At 45.7% G+C, this 16,560-nt stretch carries 16 protein-coding genes; all 16 read right to left on the bottom strand.

Annotation, left to right across the window (positions count from 1 at the left end; all coding sequences use genetic code 11):
• Positions 1-12: 12 nt before the first annotated feature.
• A complete protein-coding gene (gene topA, locus AC1MEO_RS01040; RefSeq protein ID WP_480333782.1) occupies positions 13-2,082 on the bottom strand; it encodes a type I DNA topoisomerase in 2,070 nt (689 codons plus the stop codon).
• A gap of 102 nt (positions 2,083-2,184) precedes the next feature.
• Entirely contained in the window at positions 2,185-3,081 is an 897-nt protein-coding gene (dprA, locus tag AC1MEO_RS01035) for a DNA-processing protein DprA (protein ID WP_480333781.1), read from the bottom strand.
• Between the two features lie 69 nt (positions 3,082-3,150).
• Complete coding sequence (sucD, locus tag AC1MEO_RS01030; RefSeq protein WP_142826569.1) at positions 3,151-4,053, bottom strand: succinate--CoA ligase subunit alpha; 903 nt, start codon at positions 4,051-4,053, stop codon at positions 3,151-3,153.
• An 18-nt stretch (positions 4,054-4,071) separates the two neighbouring features.
• Complete coding sequence (sucC, locus tag AC1MEO_RS01025) at positions 4,072-5,232, bottom strand: ADP-forming succinate--CoA ligase subunit beta (protein WP_480333780.1); 1,161 nt, start codon at positions 5,230-5,232, stop codon at positions 4,072-4,074.
• Positions 5,233-5,343: 111 nt separating this feature from the next.
• Complete coding sequence (locus AC1MEO_RS01020; protein ID WP_480333779.1) at positions 5,344-6,123, bottom strand: ribonuclease HII; 780 nt, start codon at positions 6,121-6,123, stop codon at positions 5,344-5,346.
• A 154-nt stretch (positions 6,124-6,277) separates the two neighbouring features.
• Positions 6,278-7,144: a ribosome biogenesis GTPase YlqF gene (ylqF, locus tag AC1MEO_RS01015; RefSeq protein WP_480333778.1), complete on the bottom strand. Its 867-nt coding sequence runs from the start codon at positions 7,142-7,144 to the stop codon at positions 6,278-6,280.
• Between the two features lie 11 nt (positions 7,145-7,155).
• A complete protein-coding gene (gene lepB / locus AC1MEO_RS01010) occupies positions 7,156-7,713 on the bottom strand; it encodes a signal peptidase I (protein ID WP_480333777.1) in 558 nt (185 codons plus the stop codon).
• Between the two features lie 99 nt (positions 7,714-7,812).
• Positions 7,813-8,157, bottom strand: a complete 345-nt coding sequence (rplS, locus tag AC1MEO_RS01005) for a 50S ribosomal protein L19 (RefSeq protein ID WP_191714049.1) — start codon at positions 8,155-8,157, stop codon at positions 7,813-7,815.
• A 137-nt stretch (positions 8,158-8,294) separates the two neighbouring features.
• Positions 8,295-9,020 (bottom strand): tRNA (guanosine(37)-N1)-methyltransferase TrmD, encoded by a 726-nt coding sequence (gene trmD, locus AC1MEO_RS01000; protein WP_480335995.1) that lies wholly within the window; start codon positions 9,018-9,020, stop codon positions 8,295-8,297.
• Complete coding sequence (gene rimM / locus AC1MEO_RS00995; RefSeq protein ID WP_480333776.1) at positions 9,020-9,535, bottom strand: ribosome maturation factor RimM; 516 nt, start codon at positions 9,533-9,535, stop codon at positions 9,020-9,022. Before rimM ends, trmD begins: the two co-directional genes overlap by 1 nt.
• A 67-nt stretch (positions 9,536-9,602) precedes the next feature.
• A complete protein-coding gene (locus tag AC1MEO_RS00990) occupies positions 9,603-9,836 on the bottom strand; it encodes a KH domain-containing protein (RefSeq protein ID WP_142826576.1) in 234 nt (77 codons plus the stop codon).
• 13 nt (positions 9,837-9,849) lie between these two features.
• Positions 9,850-10,122 carry a 30S ribosomal protein S16 gene (gene rpsP, locus AC1MEO_RS00985; RefSeq protein ID WP_480333775.1) on the bottom strand — a complete coding sequence of 91 codons (273 nt, stop codon included), beginning with the start codon at positions 10,120-10,122 and terminating at the stop codon, positions 9,850-9,852.
• A gap of 93 nt (positions 10,123-10,215) precedes the next feature.
• Entirely contained in the window at positions 10,216-11,574 is a 1,359-nt protein-coding gene (gene ffh, locus AC1MEO_RS00980) for a signal recognition particle protein (protein ID WP_480333774.1), read from the bottom strand.
• Between the two features lie 12 nt (positions 11,575-11,586).
• The gene (locus AC1MEO_RS00975) at positions 11,587-11,910 is read right to left on the bottom strand and encodes a putative DNA-binding protein (RefSeq protein WP_480335994.1); all 324 of its coding nucleotides are present in this window, start codon (positions 11,908-11,910) and stop codon (positions 11,587-11,589) included.
• Between the two features lie 67 nt (positions 11,911-11,977).
• On the bottom strand, positions 11,978-12,994 hold the full coding sequence (gene ftsY, locus AC1MEO_RS00970; RefSeq protein ID WP_480333773.1) for a signal recognition particle-docking protein FtsY: 1,017 nt from the start codon (positions 12,992-12,994) through the stop codon (positions 11,978-11,980).
• A gap of 15 nt (positions 12,995-13,009) precedes the next feature.
• Entirely contained in the window at positions 13,010-16,558 is a 3,549-nt protein-coding gene (gene smc / locus AC1MEO_RS00965) for a chromosome segregation protein SMC (RefSeq protein WP_480333772.1), read from the bottom strand.
• Positions 16,559-16,560: the final 2 nt, after the last annotated feature.

The raw sequence follows: 16,560 nt of genomic DNA, 5'->3' as shown, positions 1-16,560 counted from the left end.
ACCTCTATATTATTATTGAACTTCTTCTTTATAATCACAGCTTGTGCAATTGATTTGCACGCCTTTTTTCACTTTTTTCTCAACCAGCAATTCGTTGCATTTCGGACAAGGACGTTCAATCGGTTTGTCCCATGATACGAATTCACATTCCGGATAGCGTTCGCAGCCATAGAATATACGGCGCTTCTTGCTCTTTCTTTCCACAATTTCGCCTTCTTTACATGTCGGGCACTTCACTCCGATATGTTTGACGATAGCTTTTGTATTGCGGCATTCCGGAAAATTGCTGCAGGCCATGAATTTGCCGTAGCGCCCCAATTTGTAGACCATCGGGAAACCACATAATTCACAATCTTCACCAACAGGCTCATCTTTGATCTGGACTTTCTCCATTTCTTCTTCAGCCACTTCAACATTTTTCTCGAACTTCAAATAAAATGCATCGATGATGGAGCGCCAGTCAATTTCCCCTTCTTCTACGGTATCCAAGTCGTGCTCCATTTTAGCGGTAAACTCGATATTAAGGATGTCCGGGAAAAACTCAAGTACCAGTGAGTGAACAATTTCACCTAATTCGGTTGGCATAAAACGTTTGGCATCCAATGTGACATACCCGCGTTTCTGAATCGTATCCAAGGTTGGTGCATAGGTCGACGGACGGCCTATCCCAAGCTCTTCAAGTGTCCGTACCAAACGGGCCTCTGTAAAACGTGGAGGCGGCTGCGTAAAATGCTGATTCGGCGTAACTTCAACCGCTTTAACGACATCACCTTCAGCCATTTCCGGCAAAATATTATCTTTTTCTTCTTTTTGATCATCAGTACCTTCGATGTAAAGTTTCATGAATCCAGGGAATTTAACTTGTGAACCGTTTGCCCGGAATACTGCTTCACCATTCTGCAGTTCCGCCATAACCGTATCCAACACTGCCGGTGACATCTGGCTGGCTACAAATCGGTCCCAAATCAGTTTGTACAAGCGGTGAAGATCCCGTGAAAGAATGCTCTTCATCGATTCCGGTGTCCGCATCACACTTGTCGGACGCACCGCTTCGTGGGCATCCTGCGATTTCGCTGATTGCTTGGCAGCGACTTTTTGGGTTACGTATTCTTCTCCATAGTTTTCATTGATGAAATCGATGGTGTCTTTTTTTGCTGTATCGGAGATTCGCGTGGAATCTGTCCGCATATACGTGATTAAACCGGTGATGCCTTCTTTTCCTACTGCAATACCTTCATACAATTGCTGCGCAAGCATCATTGTCTTTTTGGCTCGGAAGTTTAATTTGCGGGCTGCTTCCTGCTGGAGTGAAGAGGTTGTGAAAGAAGGGGATGGATTTCTTTTTCTCTCTTTTTTCACTACGCGGTTTACGGTAAAGTCTTTGCCTTTCATCGAAGCCATAACGGCTTTGACATCAGCTTCATTCTGCAATTTCATTTTTTCTTTTGTATTGCCATAAAATTGAGCTTCGAATTTCTTTTTGGCTTTTTCAAATTCTCCGGTGATGGACCAGTATTCTTCCGGTTCAAAGCTTTTGATTTCATTTTCCCGGTCGATCACTAATCGAAGCGCTACGGATTGTACACGTCCAGCTGATAAACCTTTTTTCACTTTTTTCCAAAGCAGAGGGCTGATGCTATAGCCGACGAGACGATCCAAGATTCGGCGCGCCTGCTGGGCATCGACCAAATCCATATCGATTTTCCGCGGATGCTTGAATGATTCCTTAATGGCATCCTTGGTGATTTCGTTGAAGACCACACGGCAATCCGAAGTTTGGTCTATGCCGAGTGCTGTGGCCAAATGCCATGCAATCGCTTCCCCTTCTCTGTCAGGGTCAGCCGCGAGAAAGACTTTCTTCGCTTTTTTCGCTTCTTTTTTTAGGTCTTGTAAGATCGGGCCTTTGCCTCTTATTGTAATATAACGAGGTTCATAATTGTTTTCCACGTCCACACCCATTTGACTCCGGGGCAAATCGCGTAAATGTCCAAGTGAAGCACGGACTTTATATTTCTTACCCAAATACCGTTCGATTGTCTTAGCCTTTGCAGGCGACTCAACAATCACTAAAAAATCCGCCATAACTATTTCCTCCTCATAGAGGTTTCTCAAAACTGCTTAAAAGAATTACCTGTTGCAAAATGTATAACAGATTTTGGCTTAATGCAAGGCTTTTCATTTTTTTCATTGTTTTTCAGCTGTCATTTGCTGGTATTCTTCTAGCACCTGCCAGCCATTCCAGACCGGTTTTGCGCCTTCTGAAATTAATTTATGCGGCCCCTCAGATAATGGCGATGAAATATCTCCAGGAACGGCGAAAATATCTTTTCCATGGTCCAGTGCATGTTCAATTGTACTCAAGGTACCACTTTTCACAAGAGCTTCCGTTACAATTATTCCCTTGGACAATCCGCTGATGATGCGGTTTCTCATCGGAAAATTCCATTTTCGCGGCTCCATATACGGCGGATATTCAGTCAAAACCAGATGATTTTCTTCTATTATATGGTTTAATGGTGCATTTACTTTCGGATAAGGATGCCGAAAACCGCTGCCCGTGACGGCGATTGTCCGCCCGCCCAAATCAATCGTTTTTTGATGAGCCATGGCATCCGCTCCTATCGCCAGACCACTGACAATGATAAAGCCGTTTTCAATGAGCGGCGGAATTATTTTTTGCATGGCTTTTTCGGAATAGGAGGAAGCTTTACGCGAGCCGATAACGGCTATCTTTTTGGGTTCTGCCAATAAAGCGGCGTCACCTTTCGTATACAGGACAGCAGGTGGATCGATCAATTCCAGCAGGCTTCCGGGGTATAGGGGATGCTGATAAGATATGGGGAGTATCTTATGCTTGTCGTAGGTTTCACTTAAGGGGAATGTCAGGGATTGTAAGTAAGAAGATTTCAGTTTTACGGCCTGATCCATTTTTATATTCAAGAGCAGCATCAATTCATACGGGGATTTCTGCTCAAGCCTTGACAGGTCTGGATCCTCTGCCAATAGCGGCAATAATTTCTGCAAACTTTTCGGGTATACATAATGCAAGGCCAATAAACGCTCTGTAAATTCTTTGTTCATTTCGTTCCTCCTGTTCTATTTTGGGATAAAAAATAAGGTGCATCAGCTAAGACGCACCTTATCTCCATATTAATGGGTTTTACACTTATCGTATAGCCCTTTTTCTCTAATAACTTTAATCAAAGTTTCTCCGATAACAGATGGAGTGTCTGCAACTTCGATGCCAGCTTCGTTCATCGCTTTGATTTTATCAGCAGCTGTTCCTTTACCACCGGAAATGATCGCACCGGCATGGCCCATACGTTTTCCTTCTGGTGCAGTTTGTCCACCGATAAATCCTACTACAGGTTTCGTCATGTTCGCTTTAACCCACTCAGCAGCTTCTTCTTCAGCTGTTCCGCCGATTTCACCGATCATAACCACTGCATAAGTATCTTCATCTTCGTTGAATTCCTTCAATACGTCGATAAAGTTTGTGCCGTTCACTGGGTCTCCGCCGATGCCGACAGCTGTCGACTGGCCAATTCCCTCTTCAGACAATTGGTGAGTCGCTTCATACGTCAATGTACCTGAACGTGAAACAACGCCGACATGCCCTTTTTTGTGGATATATCCAGGCATAATGCCGATTTTACATTCGTCCGGAGTAATAACGCCCGGGCAGTTTGGTCCAACAAGACGTGTTTTCTTGCCTTCCATGTAACGCTTCACTTTAACCATATCCAATACAGGAATGTGCTCAGTGATGCAGATTGCCATGTCAAGCTCAGCTTCAACAGCTTCAAGAATTGCATCAGCTGCGAAAGGTGCCGGTACATAAATTACAGATACGTTTGCTCCTGTAGCTTTTACTGCGTCTTCCACAGTATTGAAGACAGGTACGCCTTCAGCTTCAGTTCCGCCTTTACCTGGTGTTACACCCGCAACGATTTTCGTTCCGTATTCAAGCATTTGCTTTGTATGGAAAAGGGCAGTTGACCCTGTAATTCCCTGTACAAGCACTTTTGTGTCTTTATTAATGTATACACTCATTTTTGTCCCTGCCCTTCTTTAGCCTACAAGTTCTACGATCCGTTTAGCGCCGTCTGCCATCGTACCAGCAGCCACAATATTAAGACCTGATTCATTAAGCAGTTTTTTACCGATTTCTACATTGGTTCCTTCAAGACGGACGACAAGCGGTACATCAAGGCTTACTTCTTTCGCAGCCTGGATTACGCCTTCCGCAATGATGTCACACTTCATGATACCGCCGAAAATGTTAACGAAAATTCCTTTTACATTCTTATCAGAAAGAATGATTTTGAAAGCTTCCGTTACTTTCTCAGCAGTGGCACCGCCCCCAACGTCAAGGAAGTTAGCGGGTGTTCCGCCGTAATAGTTGATCGTATCCATTGTTGCCATAGCAAGTCCGGCGCCGTTAACCATACAGCCGATGTTCCCATCCAAAGAAATATAGCTCAAGTCATACTTGGAAGCTTCAATTTCTTTTGCATCCTCTTCGTCGAAATCACGAAGTTCCACAATGTCTTTGTGGCGGTAAAGAGCGTTTTCATCGAAATCGAATTTTGCATCAAGCGCTAGAATATTGCCGTCGGCAGTTTCTACCAACGGATTGATTTCAACGATTGAAGCGTCTTTTTCGATGAATACAGTGTAAAGGCCAAGCATGAATTTCGCCGCTTTGTTTACAAGCTTAGGCGGAATGTTCATGTTGAAAGCCATACGGCGTGCCTGGAAACCAGTCAAACCGACTATTGGATCAATAACTTCCTTGAAGATTTTTTCAGGATTGTTTTCAGAAACTTCCTCGATATCAACTCCGCCTTCTTCAGAACCCATAAGAGTGACACGTGAAGTTTGGCGGTCAAGCACCAATCCGATATAATATTCCTTTTTAATATCAGATCCTTCTTCGATCAACAAGCGTTTGATTTCTTTGCCTTCTGGACCTGTCTGGTGAGTCACAAGAACTTTGCCTAACAGCTCTTTTGCGTATGTACGGACTTCATCCAGATTTTTAGCGATTTTAACACCGCCGGCCTTGCCTCGTCCACCTGCGTGGATTTGTGCTTTTACCACGACAATATCCGTACTCAGTTCTTTAGCTGCCTTTACTGCTTCTTCCGGAGAAAAAGCAACAATGCCGTAAGAAACTGCTACGCCGTATTGTCTGAGAAGTTCTTTCCCTTGATATTCATGGATATTCATCTGTCATCCTCCAATCAAACATCTCTATCTTAATTCTTTTACCTCTACCATTGTATTAAAGTTGACACAGAATGTCCAATGTTGTTAGCTGTTCCGAAAAACTTCATCCCTTTAAAACAAAAGACTTTGCATTAAAAGCGATTTGACCGGTTCGAATGTCTTCCGATGGATTTCACTTGGACCGTGTTTTTCAAGTGCCAATACATGTTCTTTCGTTCCATATCCGGCATGTTTTTCGAAACCGTACTGTGGATACTGAACGGCATACTCAGCCATAATGGCATCCCTTCCCGTCTTCGCCAAAATTGAAGCTGCAGCAATGCTCAAGCTCTTGGCATCGCCTTTGATGATGGATTCACACGGCATCGGCAAATCCAGCTTCATGGCATCAGCCAGCACGATGTCAGGTGCGGGGGTCAACATTAAAGCAGCGGAAGTCATGGAACCTCTTGTCGCCTGATAGATGTTCACACGATCAATTTCTTCCGGTGGCTGAACATGGACCGAGTAGCTGACAGCTATCTTTTTGATGGTTTCAGCAAACTGGTCGCGTTTGGCTTTGCTCAACTGCTTGGAATCGTCCAAACCGACAAGGCTTGAACAATCTTCCGGCAAGATGACCGCTGCCGTTACGACCGGACCGGCGAGCGGACCTCTTCCCGCCTCATCGATGCCAGCCACTAAATCACCGGTTCCGGTTCTGTATGCCGCATCAAATTGCAGCTTCAGGCTATGGTTCTGCAGCAGCTTATCACGCAGTTCCTGTTTCCGCTGCCAGGATGCCAATAAAGTCTGGACACTCTTCCGCGAATCGCTTTGAAGTTCCTCCATCCAAGACTGCCATTCCGTCACACCATTCAATTTCTCTTTTATTTGCGCCGTAGTTTGCATCTCTTCAACTTCTCCCTTGAATAATTTCTTAAAATGATGCTGCTGCGAATTAAATAGAGCGATTGATGAAACCTTATTTATTTTCCGCAGCTTAATCCCAAAAAGGCTGCTCCTCAAAATCGAGGAACAGCCGGTTTTCGGATAGAGCAGACTCTCACTCTTCTTTTTCAATCATTTCATCTCTATAATCGAAAGTCACTTTGCCTAAGTGTTGGTTACGGATATCCCGGACAATCACTTCAGCGGTTGTTTCGTAATCAACATCGCCATGCTGATCATAACAGCCGCGTTTTTTGCCGATATGGTCAAAGGTATTGACGATTTCTTCATCGACATGGTCAATGCCGTACCGTTCCATCATGCGGTCTGGATAGCGTTCTTCCAAGAACTTCAGGGCGTAGATGGCCAACTCCTGCATTTGGATAACTGAATCCTTGATCGCTCCCGTAACCGCCAGTTTCAATCCGATCTCCGGGTCTTCAAACTTCGGCCATAAAATACCTGGCGTATCCAGTAATTCAATTTCTTTGCCGACTTTGATCCATTGCTGCGCTTTCGTGACTCCTGGCATGTTTCCGGTCTTAGCCAGGCTCTTTTTCGATAAGCGGTTAATGAGCGTCGATTTCCCAACGTTCGGGATGCCGACAATCATCGCGCGAATGGCACGTGGGTTGATGCCTTTGGCAATCATCCGGTCCCATTTTTCTTCCAGTATTTCTTTTGATGCTTTCGTCACTAACTGCAGCCCTCTGCCTTCAAGCGAATTGATGGCGACTGCCCGGGTACCTTGATCCTCAAAATAACGAATCCATTTTTTCGTTTCAACTTCATCTGCCATGTCCATTTTATTTAAAATAATGAGACGCGGTTTTTGCTGAATCACTTGATCGATCATCGGATTTCGTGAAGATAAAGGCAACCTGGCGTCAACAAGTTCAAAAATGATATCCACCAATTTCAGCTTTTCGGTAACTTGTCTGCGGGCTTTCGCCATGTGTCCAGGAAACCATTGTATCGTCATAAAACCACTCCTTATTTTACAATTCCCGCTTCAGGCAACGGCCAGAAAACGAAACTTGTGTCCCCGATCACTTCGTCGGTCGGGACCAACCCAATATGGCGGCTGTCTTTGCTGGCACGGCGATTATCGCCCATGACAAATACAGAGCCTTCGGGTACGACGCTTTCACCAGTGACGTCTTCCAGAACAAAATCTTCTGTCAGGGTACCGGTGATTCCTTGCTTGTAAATATCCAGATAAGGCTCTTCCACTGCTTCTCCATTTATATATAACTGGTCGTCTTCATAGGCTATATGATCGCCCGGCAAACCGATTATGCGCTTGATATAATCTTTTTGCTCCGGTGCATGAAAAACGATGATGTCAAAGCGGTCAGGTTCGCCGACTGAATAACCGATCTTGTTGACGATCATGCGGTCTCCATGTTCCAAAGTCGGCATCATCGACTCACCATCTACGACAATCGGCGTGAATAAAAAGAAACGGATAATTGCTGCCAAACCGAAGGCGATCAACAGAGCTTTGGACCATTCCCATATTTCATTCTTCTTCTTCACTTCAGTCTCCATGCGTGTTCCTCCCCATGCTTACTGCTTTAATTGTACAAGGAAATAAACTTTTTAGCAAAAAGAAAGAGGGCGCAAGCGCCCTCTTTCATCCATGCAATCTTATCGAATTTCTTTGATACGAGCTGCTTTACCGCGTAGGTCACGCAAGTAGTACAATTTCGCACGGCGTACTTTACCACGACGGGTAACTTCAAGCTGTGCAATTTTTGGTGTGTGTACAGGGAATGTACGCTCAACACCAACACCGTAAGAGATTTTGCGAACAGTGAATGATTCACTGATTCCGCCTCCGCGACGGCCGATAACGACTCCTTCGTATACCTGAATACGTTCGCGTGTACCCTCGACAACTTTAACGTGGACGCGGACAGTATCTCCAGGACGGAACGTTGGAAGGTCCGTACGAAGCTGTTCTTTAGTGATTTCTGTAATAATGTTTTGCATTATTTTTCTCTCCTTCTACAGATGCTCTTACACCCAAATGGATTGTTGCAGCGGAACATCGTGATCCTGTACTTCACATAAAAGTACAGTGTCCATAATACCACTAAACAATTGCTTGCGCAAGAGCACTCTGCGATCTATTTTTGTTTTTTCAGTTCCGCGATGATTTTCTTTTGCGTGTCGCTCTGCTCGATTTTATCGAGCAGATCAGGGCGGCGTTCAAGCGTCCGTTTCAGGGTCTGTTCTTCGCGCCATTGATCAACTTTGCCGTGGTTGCCGGAAGTCAGCACGTCCGGAACCTTCCATCCTCTGAAATCGGCCGGACGCGTGTATTGCGGATGTTCCAAGAGGCCTGTAGAGAATGAGTCGCGAACAGGTGAGTCGGCATTGCCCAGCACCCCTGGAAGCAGTCTGACGACACTGTCGATGACAGTCATGGCCGCGAGCTCTCCGCCAGTCAGCACAAAATCCCCGATGGAGATCTCGTCTGTCACCAAATGCTCCCGGATTCGCTCATCGTAGCCTTCATAATGGCCGCAGATAAACACCAATTCCTGTTCATTTGCCAGTTCTTCGGCTTTTTGCTGCGTGAAACGCTCGCCTTGCGGGCACATCAGGATGACACGCGGCTTGCTGTTCGGGGTCAAACTTTCTACAGCATTAAAGATCGGTTCCGGCTTCAGCACCATGCCAGCGCCGCCGCCGAATGGGTAATCATCCACCTGCCGCTTATTGTCGGCAAATTCCCGGATATCTACAACATTCAAGCTGACTGCGCCTTTTTCCTGCGCTTTTTTCATGATCGAGTGCTGAAAGACCCCTTCAAACATTGGCGGAAAAAGCGATAAGACATTTATGTTCATCAAGACAACAAACCTTCCATGACTTCGATGATCACTTTCTTTTCTTCTATATTGATTTCTTTGACGATGTCTTCGATATATGGAATGTAATGCTTTTTCCCGGCTTTTGGCGTAACTTCCCAGACATCATTGGCACCCGTTTCCAAAATTTCACTGATGGTTCCGAGTTCCTGTCCTTCTGTCGTGAAAACTGTACACCCTAAAATTTCGTGATGATAGAATGCGTTCTCCTCGAGTTCAGTCAAATCGTGTTCAGCAATTTTCAAATAGGATTCTTTGAACTGTTCTACGTCATTGATATTCGGATAGCCTTCAAAAGTCACCAATTCAAAGTTCTTATGCTGGCGATGGCTGGCAATTTTCACCATAATCGGTTTTTTTGCATCCGGTGTAAAAAGCCCAAGTTTTGTGCCGATCGCGAACCGTTCTTCCGGAAAATCAGTACGCGACAAAACGCGCACTTCTCCATTGATTCCATGGGTATTGACAATTTTTCCTACATTAAACCATTGCACAAGCAAACATCCTTCCAGTACTATTTTTCTGAAAAAAAAAGAAGGAACCTAGGCTCCTTCTTCTTTCTTAATCGACAATATCAAGGTACGTTTTCTTCTTATGGTAACCACCTGCTGCTGAGTACACAATTGAACGCACAGCTTTCGCTACACGCCCCTGCTTCCCGATCACTTTCCCTGTATCCTCTGGATGCACAGAAAGCTTGTAGACAATTCGGCTTGCGTTTTCGTCAGTTTCGACACGAACTTCTTCCGGATAATCAACTAACGGTTTCACAATGGTCTCAATCAGCTGCTTCATAAGAAAATCTCCCTTACTTGCTTAATTTTTCGTTATGGAATTTCTCCATAATGCCTTTTTGAGAAAACAAGTTGCGTACAGTGTCAGATGGTTTTGCACCATCATGAAGCCATTTCAACACTTGCTCTTCGTCGATCTTAACTTCAGCTGGGACTGTAAGTGGGTTGTAAGTACCTACTGTCTGGATTTGACGGCCGTCACGTGGGGCACGTGAGTCAGCTACTACAATACGGTAAAAAGGAGATTTCTTAGCTCCCATACGTTTCAAGCGAATTTTAACTGCCATTTCTTAAAGCACCTCCGAATAGTTTCACACAAGATATTATATTAGCAAGCTTTAAATAGTTTGTAAAGCATTTTCTCTTAACACCTTAAATTTTTACTTGAAAAATGAGTCCAGGCCTGACATACCCATTTTCTTTTTGCCTTTTTTCGTGTTCATGCCAGACATTTGTTTCATCATTTTCTTCATATCTTCGAACTGTTTCAAGAGTCGGTTGACGTCTTGAATCGTCGTTCCTGAACCTTTGGCAATCCGTTTTTTGCGGTTTGCGTTGATGATTTCAGGTGTGGTTTTCTCTTTTTTCGTCATGGAATAGATAATGGCTTCCACACGATCCATTTGGCTTTCATCCACTTTTGCGTTTTCGAGCCCTTTGATTTTATTTGCGCCTGGGAGCATTTTCAGAATTTCATCCAATGGCCCCATCTGTTTGACCTGCGACATCTGTTCAAGGAAATCGTCAAAGGTAAAAGTGGAGGTTCTGAACTTTTCTTCCAATTCTTTTGCTTTTTCTTCATCGACGCTTGACTGCGCTTTTTCAATCAGCGACAGCATATCGCCCATCCCCAGAATCCGTGACGCCATACGTTCTGGATGGAAAGCTTCAAGCGCGTCCAACTTTTCGCCCATTCCGACAAATTTAATCGGTTTTTGGGTGACTGAACGGATGGACAGAGCGGCACCACCACGTGTATCACCATCAAGTTTTGTCAGGATGACGCCTGTGATGCCGATAGCTTCATCAAAGTTTTGAGCTACATTGACAGCATCCTGTCCGGTCATGGAATCGACCACCAGGAATATTTCATCCGGCTCTTTAAGGGCGCGGATATCCTTCAATTCCTGCATCAATGCTTCGTCTATGTGCAGGCGGCCTGCCGTATCGATGATGACCGTATCCAAATGCTCGGCTTTTGCATGCTCAATTGCTTGGCGCGCTATCTCCACAGGAGACAGTTCTGTCCCTTTGGAGAAAACCGGCAGGGATAGCTGCTTGCCAATCGTTTCAAGCTGTTGGATAGCTGCCGGACGGTAGATGTCGGCTGCCACCAAAAGCGGCTTGCGGTTGTGTTTTCTGCGTAGCAGGTTAGCGAGTTTTCCCGAAGTGGTCGTTTTACCGGCACCCTGCAGACCGACCATCATGATGACAGTCGGCTGTTTTGTAGAAAACTCGATTTTCCGTTCTTCGCCGCCCATCAATTCAGTCAGCTCATCTTTTACGATTTTAACAACTTGCTGGCCTGGTGTCAGGCTATCCATAACATCCTGGCCGATTGCCCGTTCGCTGATTTTCTTGACGAATTCCTTGACGACTTTTAAGTTGACATCCGCTTCGATTAAGGCAAAACGAACTTCGCGCATCATTTCCTTAACGTCTGCTTCGTTGACTTTTCCTTTGCCCTTGATCTTTGTCATGGTGCCTTGCAGGCGTTCGGATAATCCTTCAAATGCCATTCTTTCCGCCTCCTAGTCCCATTCCTTCAGTTCGTCCAAAAATTGCCGGACGCGTTCTTCTGTGAATGGCTGTTTTTCAAATGACGAAACCAATTGCTGCCGTTTCTGGAATTTCTCAAACAACTGCAATTTGCGTTCATATTCTTCCAGCATCGCTTCTGTCCGTTTTATATTGTCGTAGACAGCCTGGCGGGTGATGTTATATTCTTCAGCAATTTCGCCCAGTGAATGGTCATCTAAATAATACAGCATCATGTAGCTGCGCTGTTTAGGTGTCAGTAGCTCCTGATAGAAATCAAACAAATAATTCATACGTGTTGTTTTTTCCAGTCCCATCATTGACGCTCACCCCATTCATACTACTGTTTAGAATACTGAAAACCGAAATAGCTGTCAAGTAATTTTACTTGTCTGCCCCAGCATCTTCTAATTGCTGCTCTTTGTCCAATCCTTCAGCAAATAGACCGTAGACATATTTTTGTGCATCAAATGGCTGCAAGTCATCCAATTTTTCACCAAGCCCAACAAATTTAACGGGAATCTTCAGCTTATTGCGAATGGCCAAAACGATTCCGCCTTTTGCCGTTCCGTCCAGTTTTGTCAGAACGATGCCTGTAACATCTGTGACTTCTTTGAATGTTTGCGCTTGGATCATGGCGTTTTGTCCGGTCGTCGCATCAAGAGCCAGTAGCACCTCGTGAGGCGCCCCAGGAATTTCGCGCGAAATGACACGGTGCACTTTCTGCAGTTCATTCATCAGATTGACTTTGTTCTGCAGACGCCCTGCCGTATCACAGATCAACACGTCCACTCCGCGGGATTTGGCTGAACGGACTGCGTCATACATGACAGCCGCGGGATCCGAGCCCTCGCTTTGCTTAATGACGTCGACGCCGACGCGCTGGCCCCAGACATCCAATTGCTCGATGGCACCGGCACGGAATGTATCGCCGGCAGCTAACATCACGGTTTTCCCTTCATTCTTGAAGCGGTGGGCCAATTTTCCGATGGTCGTGGTTTTGCCGACACCGTTGACACCGACCATTAGAATAACCGTCAGTCCATCAACAAAATTGATTTCGCTGGTTTCTGCTTCGCCCGCCTGATAGATCTCCACCAGTTTTTCTGAAATGACGGATTGTACGTTGGACGTGTCCCGCACATTTTTTCGCTGCACTTCAAAACGCAGGTCATCCATCAGTTCAATCACTGTTTCAAAACCAACGTCTGCCTGCAGCAGGATCTCTTCCAATTCCTCAAAAAAGTCTTCATCCACTTTACGGTATTTCGCTACCAAGTCATTGATCTTCGAAGTAAAGCCGGTTCGTGTTTTAGCTAATCCCTCTTTGTATTTTTCAGTTGATTCTTCAGCCTCGGCGTTTCCGGCAAATTTTTCTTTTAATTTTTTAAAGAAACTCACGTGACCACTCCTCTTTTAAATTTTCTCTTCAAGTTTAACAGACACCAATTTTGAAATCCCGGATTCCTGCATCGTAATGCCATACAGGACGTCCGCACCTTCCATCGTTCCTTTACGGTGTGTGATGACAATGAACTGTGTATCTTCACTGAACTTCTTCAAGTACTGACTGTAACGCACGACATTTGATTCATCAAGCGCTGCCTCAACTTCGTCAAGCACACAGAACGGCACAGGGCGCACATTCAAAATCGCAAACAGCAGCGCGATGGCAGTTAGTGCGCGTTCTCCGCCCGACAGCAGACTTAGGTTCTGCAGCTTTTTGCCAGGTGGCTGGGCGATGATTTCAACGCCTGTCAGCAGCATATCTTTCGGATCGGTAAGCACCAGATCCGCAGAGCCCCCGCCGAACAGTTCTTTGAAAGCCAATTGGAACTGTGTACGAATAGCATGGAAAGTATCGTCGAAACGACTGGTCATTTCTCCATCCATCTCCCGGATCAAGGTACGCAAAGTGTCTTTGGCTTCGTTCAGATCATTGCGCTGCTCTGTCAAAAAGGCATGGCGATCGGAGACATGGTCGAACTCTTCGATAGCTCCAATGTGGACAGGCCCCAATTCTTCAATGGATTGCTTCAGCAGTTTGACTTTTCTGCGGACAGCTGCCTCTTCGTCCATCATTTCAAATTGTTTCGCCTGCTCGAGCGTCAGCTGGTAATTGGTTTCGAGCTGGAGGATAAAGCTCTGGATCTGCACGTCCAGTCGTGTCGATTTGACTTCGCAGATTCGAATCGCTTCTACATATCCTTTGTAGATGCGCTGCTGTTCTTTCACAACTTCTTCTAGACTATTCAACTCACTTTGCTGCTTTGCACGCTGCTCTTTCGTCTGGTTGACAGTTTGTTGGATCTGCAGTTTTTTCGCTGACCACGATTCAATTTCCTGAAGGATCTCTTCATCAGAATAAACTTTTGCCGCTTCTTCCGACTGAATCCATTGCAGCTCTTTTTGATGCCCCTGCAGCTTGAGGCTGCTTTTTTCCAGGCGTTCAAAAAGCTCTGCTTCACTGTTGGTCAACTGGAGGACGCGTTCTTTCGTCACGGCATGGAGTGATTTCTGCTCCGCCAATTTCTCCAGAACCTGATCGCGCGCAGATTCGTTTTGTTGCTTGAATAAAGACAATTCGTCAATTTTGACTGTTATCGCGCTCAGTTCCCCGATAATGCTGTCGAGACGCACAGCTGCAGTTTCCTTGCGTCCAGTTATGGCCGTTAAATCGTATTCCCTGTTTTTCTGTTCAGCTTCGAAAAGCCGGAAACGCTCTAAAGTGGTCTTTAATACCGCTTCGATTTCACGCAGGATTATGGAGCTTTCCGCTTCCGAGTCCCGGTATTTTTCGCCTTCGATCCGAAGAAGCTGAATAGACTCTTCGGCTTCCTTTACTTCAGCTTGCTCTTTCTGGACTGTTTTCTCGGCATTCAAGATTGTTTCTTTCAGTTCTCCTGCCTGCACAAGCAATTGCTCGAGCTCGGCTTTTCGGGAAAAGAAAGAGGCTTGTGTTTTATTGGCTCCACCGGTCATCGATCCACCGGCATTGACGATATCGCCTTCAAGTGTGACCACGCGGAACCGGTTGCCTATTGCTTTGGCGATGGCCGTCGCGCCTTTTAAGTCTTCGGCGATAATGACGTTGCCCAATAAATTTTCAATGATCATCCCATATTGCGGATCGTAATTGACCAATTCAAATGCCATCTTGATGTAGGAAGGGTGCTGGCTCACAGTGGCCAGGGTATGTTCTGGAATCCTTCTTGGCTTCATGACAGTCATCGGCAGGAATGTGGAACGGCCGGCTCTTTTTTTGCGCAGGAAATCGATCGCGTCCCGGGCATGCTGCTCATTTTCCGTTACGATGTGCTGGCTGGAAGCCCCTAAAGCCGTTTCAATCGCTTTGGCATAATCTTTCTCAACCTTGGCAATTTCAGCGACGGCTCCTCTGATTCCCGCTAAATGGCCTTTTTCACGCGCCACCAATACTTCACGGACACCTTGGAAAAACCCGGAAAAATCAGCTTCCAGTTCCTGCAACGTGTCAATCCGTGCCCCTAATTGCTTCTGCGACTGATATGCCTGGAACAGCATGGATTGTTTCTGGTCAAAAGCCTGCTTCTGCAATTGATAGGAAGCTTCACTGTCTTTATACTGTTGGCGCTTGCCTTCAAGCAGCGTCCGGATTTCCTGGACGCTCTTTTGGGCTTGGGCTTGCTTCTTTTCCAACAGTGCTAATTCTGCTGTAAAGTCTGTTCGCTGCGAAGCAATGCGTCCAGTGGATTCTGACAATTGCTGTGCCTGCAAACCGATATTTTTCAATTCATTTTTGACTGTGGCCTGTTCATTCATCAAATCGATATAAACCGACTTGCAATTTTCAATCTCGTTGTCGATATCAGCCGGAGTCCGGTTCAGCTGGTCTTCGAGTTCTTTGATAGCCGTCCGCATAGTTTGCTGCTCTGCTTTTCGTTCTTCCAGCAAAGCCAGCTGTTCGCTGTGCTTTTTCTGCAGGAAACCATTTTCCAGTTTTTCTGCTTCAAGATTTTCCTGCAGCTGCTGGGCTTGGCGATGGGCATTGCTTTTTTTCTCGGACATGAGCAACTTGCGCCCTTGCCATTTTTCTGTTTCTGCACTGGCTTCTACAAGGGCATTTTGCGCCTGATCTATTTTGCTGTCCAAATCTGACAGCGATTGGCGCGTTTTGGTGACAGTCTGTTCTTTCAGATTGATTTCTGCTGATAACTGCTGTTCCTTTTCTGAATGAGCCGCGGCTTCACGCGTCAACTGAGCCAGTTCGCGCTCCAGGTTGCCTGCATCATAAGCCAATAAGGCAATGTCGGCATCTTTCAGCTGCTCATTCATATCCAGATAATCCCGTGCCGTGGAAGCCTGAATTTGCAGCGGCTCCATCCGGCCATCCAATTCATGCAGAATATCAAGCACGCGATTCAGGTTTTCATCGGTTTCATTTAATTTTACTTCAGCTTTTTTCTTGCGCTGTTTGTATTTCAGAACACCTGCAGCTTCTTCGAAAATCGATCGGCGCTCTTCGGCTTTTGAATTCAGGATTTCATCCACGCGTCCCTGCGAAATGATGGAAAAGGCTTCTTTGCCAAGGCCAGAATCCATAAACAGATCTGTTATATCCTTTAAACGGCAATTTTGCTTATTTAACAGATAAGCACTTTCTCCACTGCGAAAAACCCTTCTGGTTACGCTGACTTCGCTGTAATCAAGAGGGACACGGCCATCTGTATTGTCTAAAATCAAGGTGACTTCCGCAAAGTTCAGCGGTTTTCGGGAATCGCTGCCGGCAAAAATAACATCTTCCATTTTAGCGCCGCGCAGTGATTTTGCCGATTGTTCGCCGAGCACCCAACGGATGGCATCGGTGACATTGCTTTTGCCGCTGCCATTCGGTCCGACAACGGCTGTTACGCCGGGTACAAAATCAATGCCGATGCGATCGGCAAAAGATTTGAACCCCATGATTTCCAATCTTTTCAAAAACATTG

The organism is Planococcus sp. BI3, from assembly GCF_056680115.1.
This window is presented reverse-complemented; position numbering and strand designations above follow the sequence as displayed.

What these genes read in the sequence shown, in the direction of transcription:
- smc (WP_480333772.1), bottom strand. Translation starts at nt 16,558, where the DNA reads ATGTTTTTGAAAAGATTGGAAATCATGGGGTTCAAATCTTTTGCCGAT.
- lepB (WP_480333777.1), bottom strand. Translation starts at nt 7,713, where the DNA reads ATGGAGACTGAAGTGAAGAAGAAGAATGAAATATGGGAATGGTCCAAA.
- trmD (WP_480335995.1), bottom strand. Translation starts at nt 9,020, where the DNA reads ATGAACATAAATGTCTTATCGCTTTTTCCGCCAATGTTTGAAGGGGTC.
- ffh (WP_480333774.1), bottom strand. Translation starts at nt 11,574, where the DNA reads ATGGCATTTGAAGGATTATCCGAACGCCTGCAAGGCACCATGACAAAG.
- AC1MEO_RS01020 (WP_480333779.1), bottom strand. Translation starts at nt 6,123, where the DNA reads ATGCAAACTACGGCGCAAATAAAAGAGAAATTGAATGGTGTGACGGAA.
- topA (WP_480333782.1), bottom strand. Translation starts at nt 2,082, where the DNA reads ATGGCGGATTTTTTAGTGATTGTTGAGTCGCCTGCAAAGGCTAAGACA.
- rplS (WP_191714049.1), bottom strand. Translation starts at nt 8,157, where the DNA reads ATGCAAAACATTATTACAGAAATCACTAAAGAACAGCTTCGTACGGAC.
- sucC (WP_480333780.1), bottom strand. Translation starts at nt 5,232, where the DNA reads ATGAATATCCATGAATATCAAGGGAAAGAACTTCTCAGACAATACGGC.
- AC1MEO_RS00975 (WP_480335994.1), bottom strand. Translation starts at nt 11,910, where the DNA reads ATGGGACTGGAAAAAACAACACGTATGAATTATTTGTTTGATTTCTAT.
- sucD (WP_142826569.1), bottom strand. Translation starts at nt 4,053, where the DNA reads ATGAGTGTATACATTAATAAAGACACAAAAGTGCTTGTACAGGGAATT.
- rpsP (WP_480333775.1), bottom strand. Translation starts at nt 10,122, where the DNA reads ATGGCAGTTAAAATTCGCTTGAAACGTATGGGAGCTAAGAAATCTCCT.
- AC1MEO_RS00990 (WP_142826576.1), bottom strand. Translation starts at nt 9,836, where the DNA reads ATGAAGCAGCTGATTGAGACCATTGTGAAACCGTTAGTTGATTATCCG.
- dprA (WP_480333781.1), bottom strand. Translation starts at nt 3,081, where the DNA reads ATGAACAAAGAATTTACAGAGCGTTTATTGGCCTTGCATTATGTATAC.
- ylqF (WP_480333778.1), bottom strand. Translation starts at nt 7,144, where the DNA reads ATGACGATACAATGGTTTCCTGGACACATGGCGAAAGCCCGCAGACAA.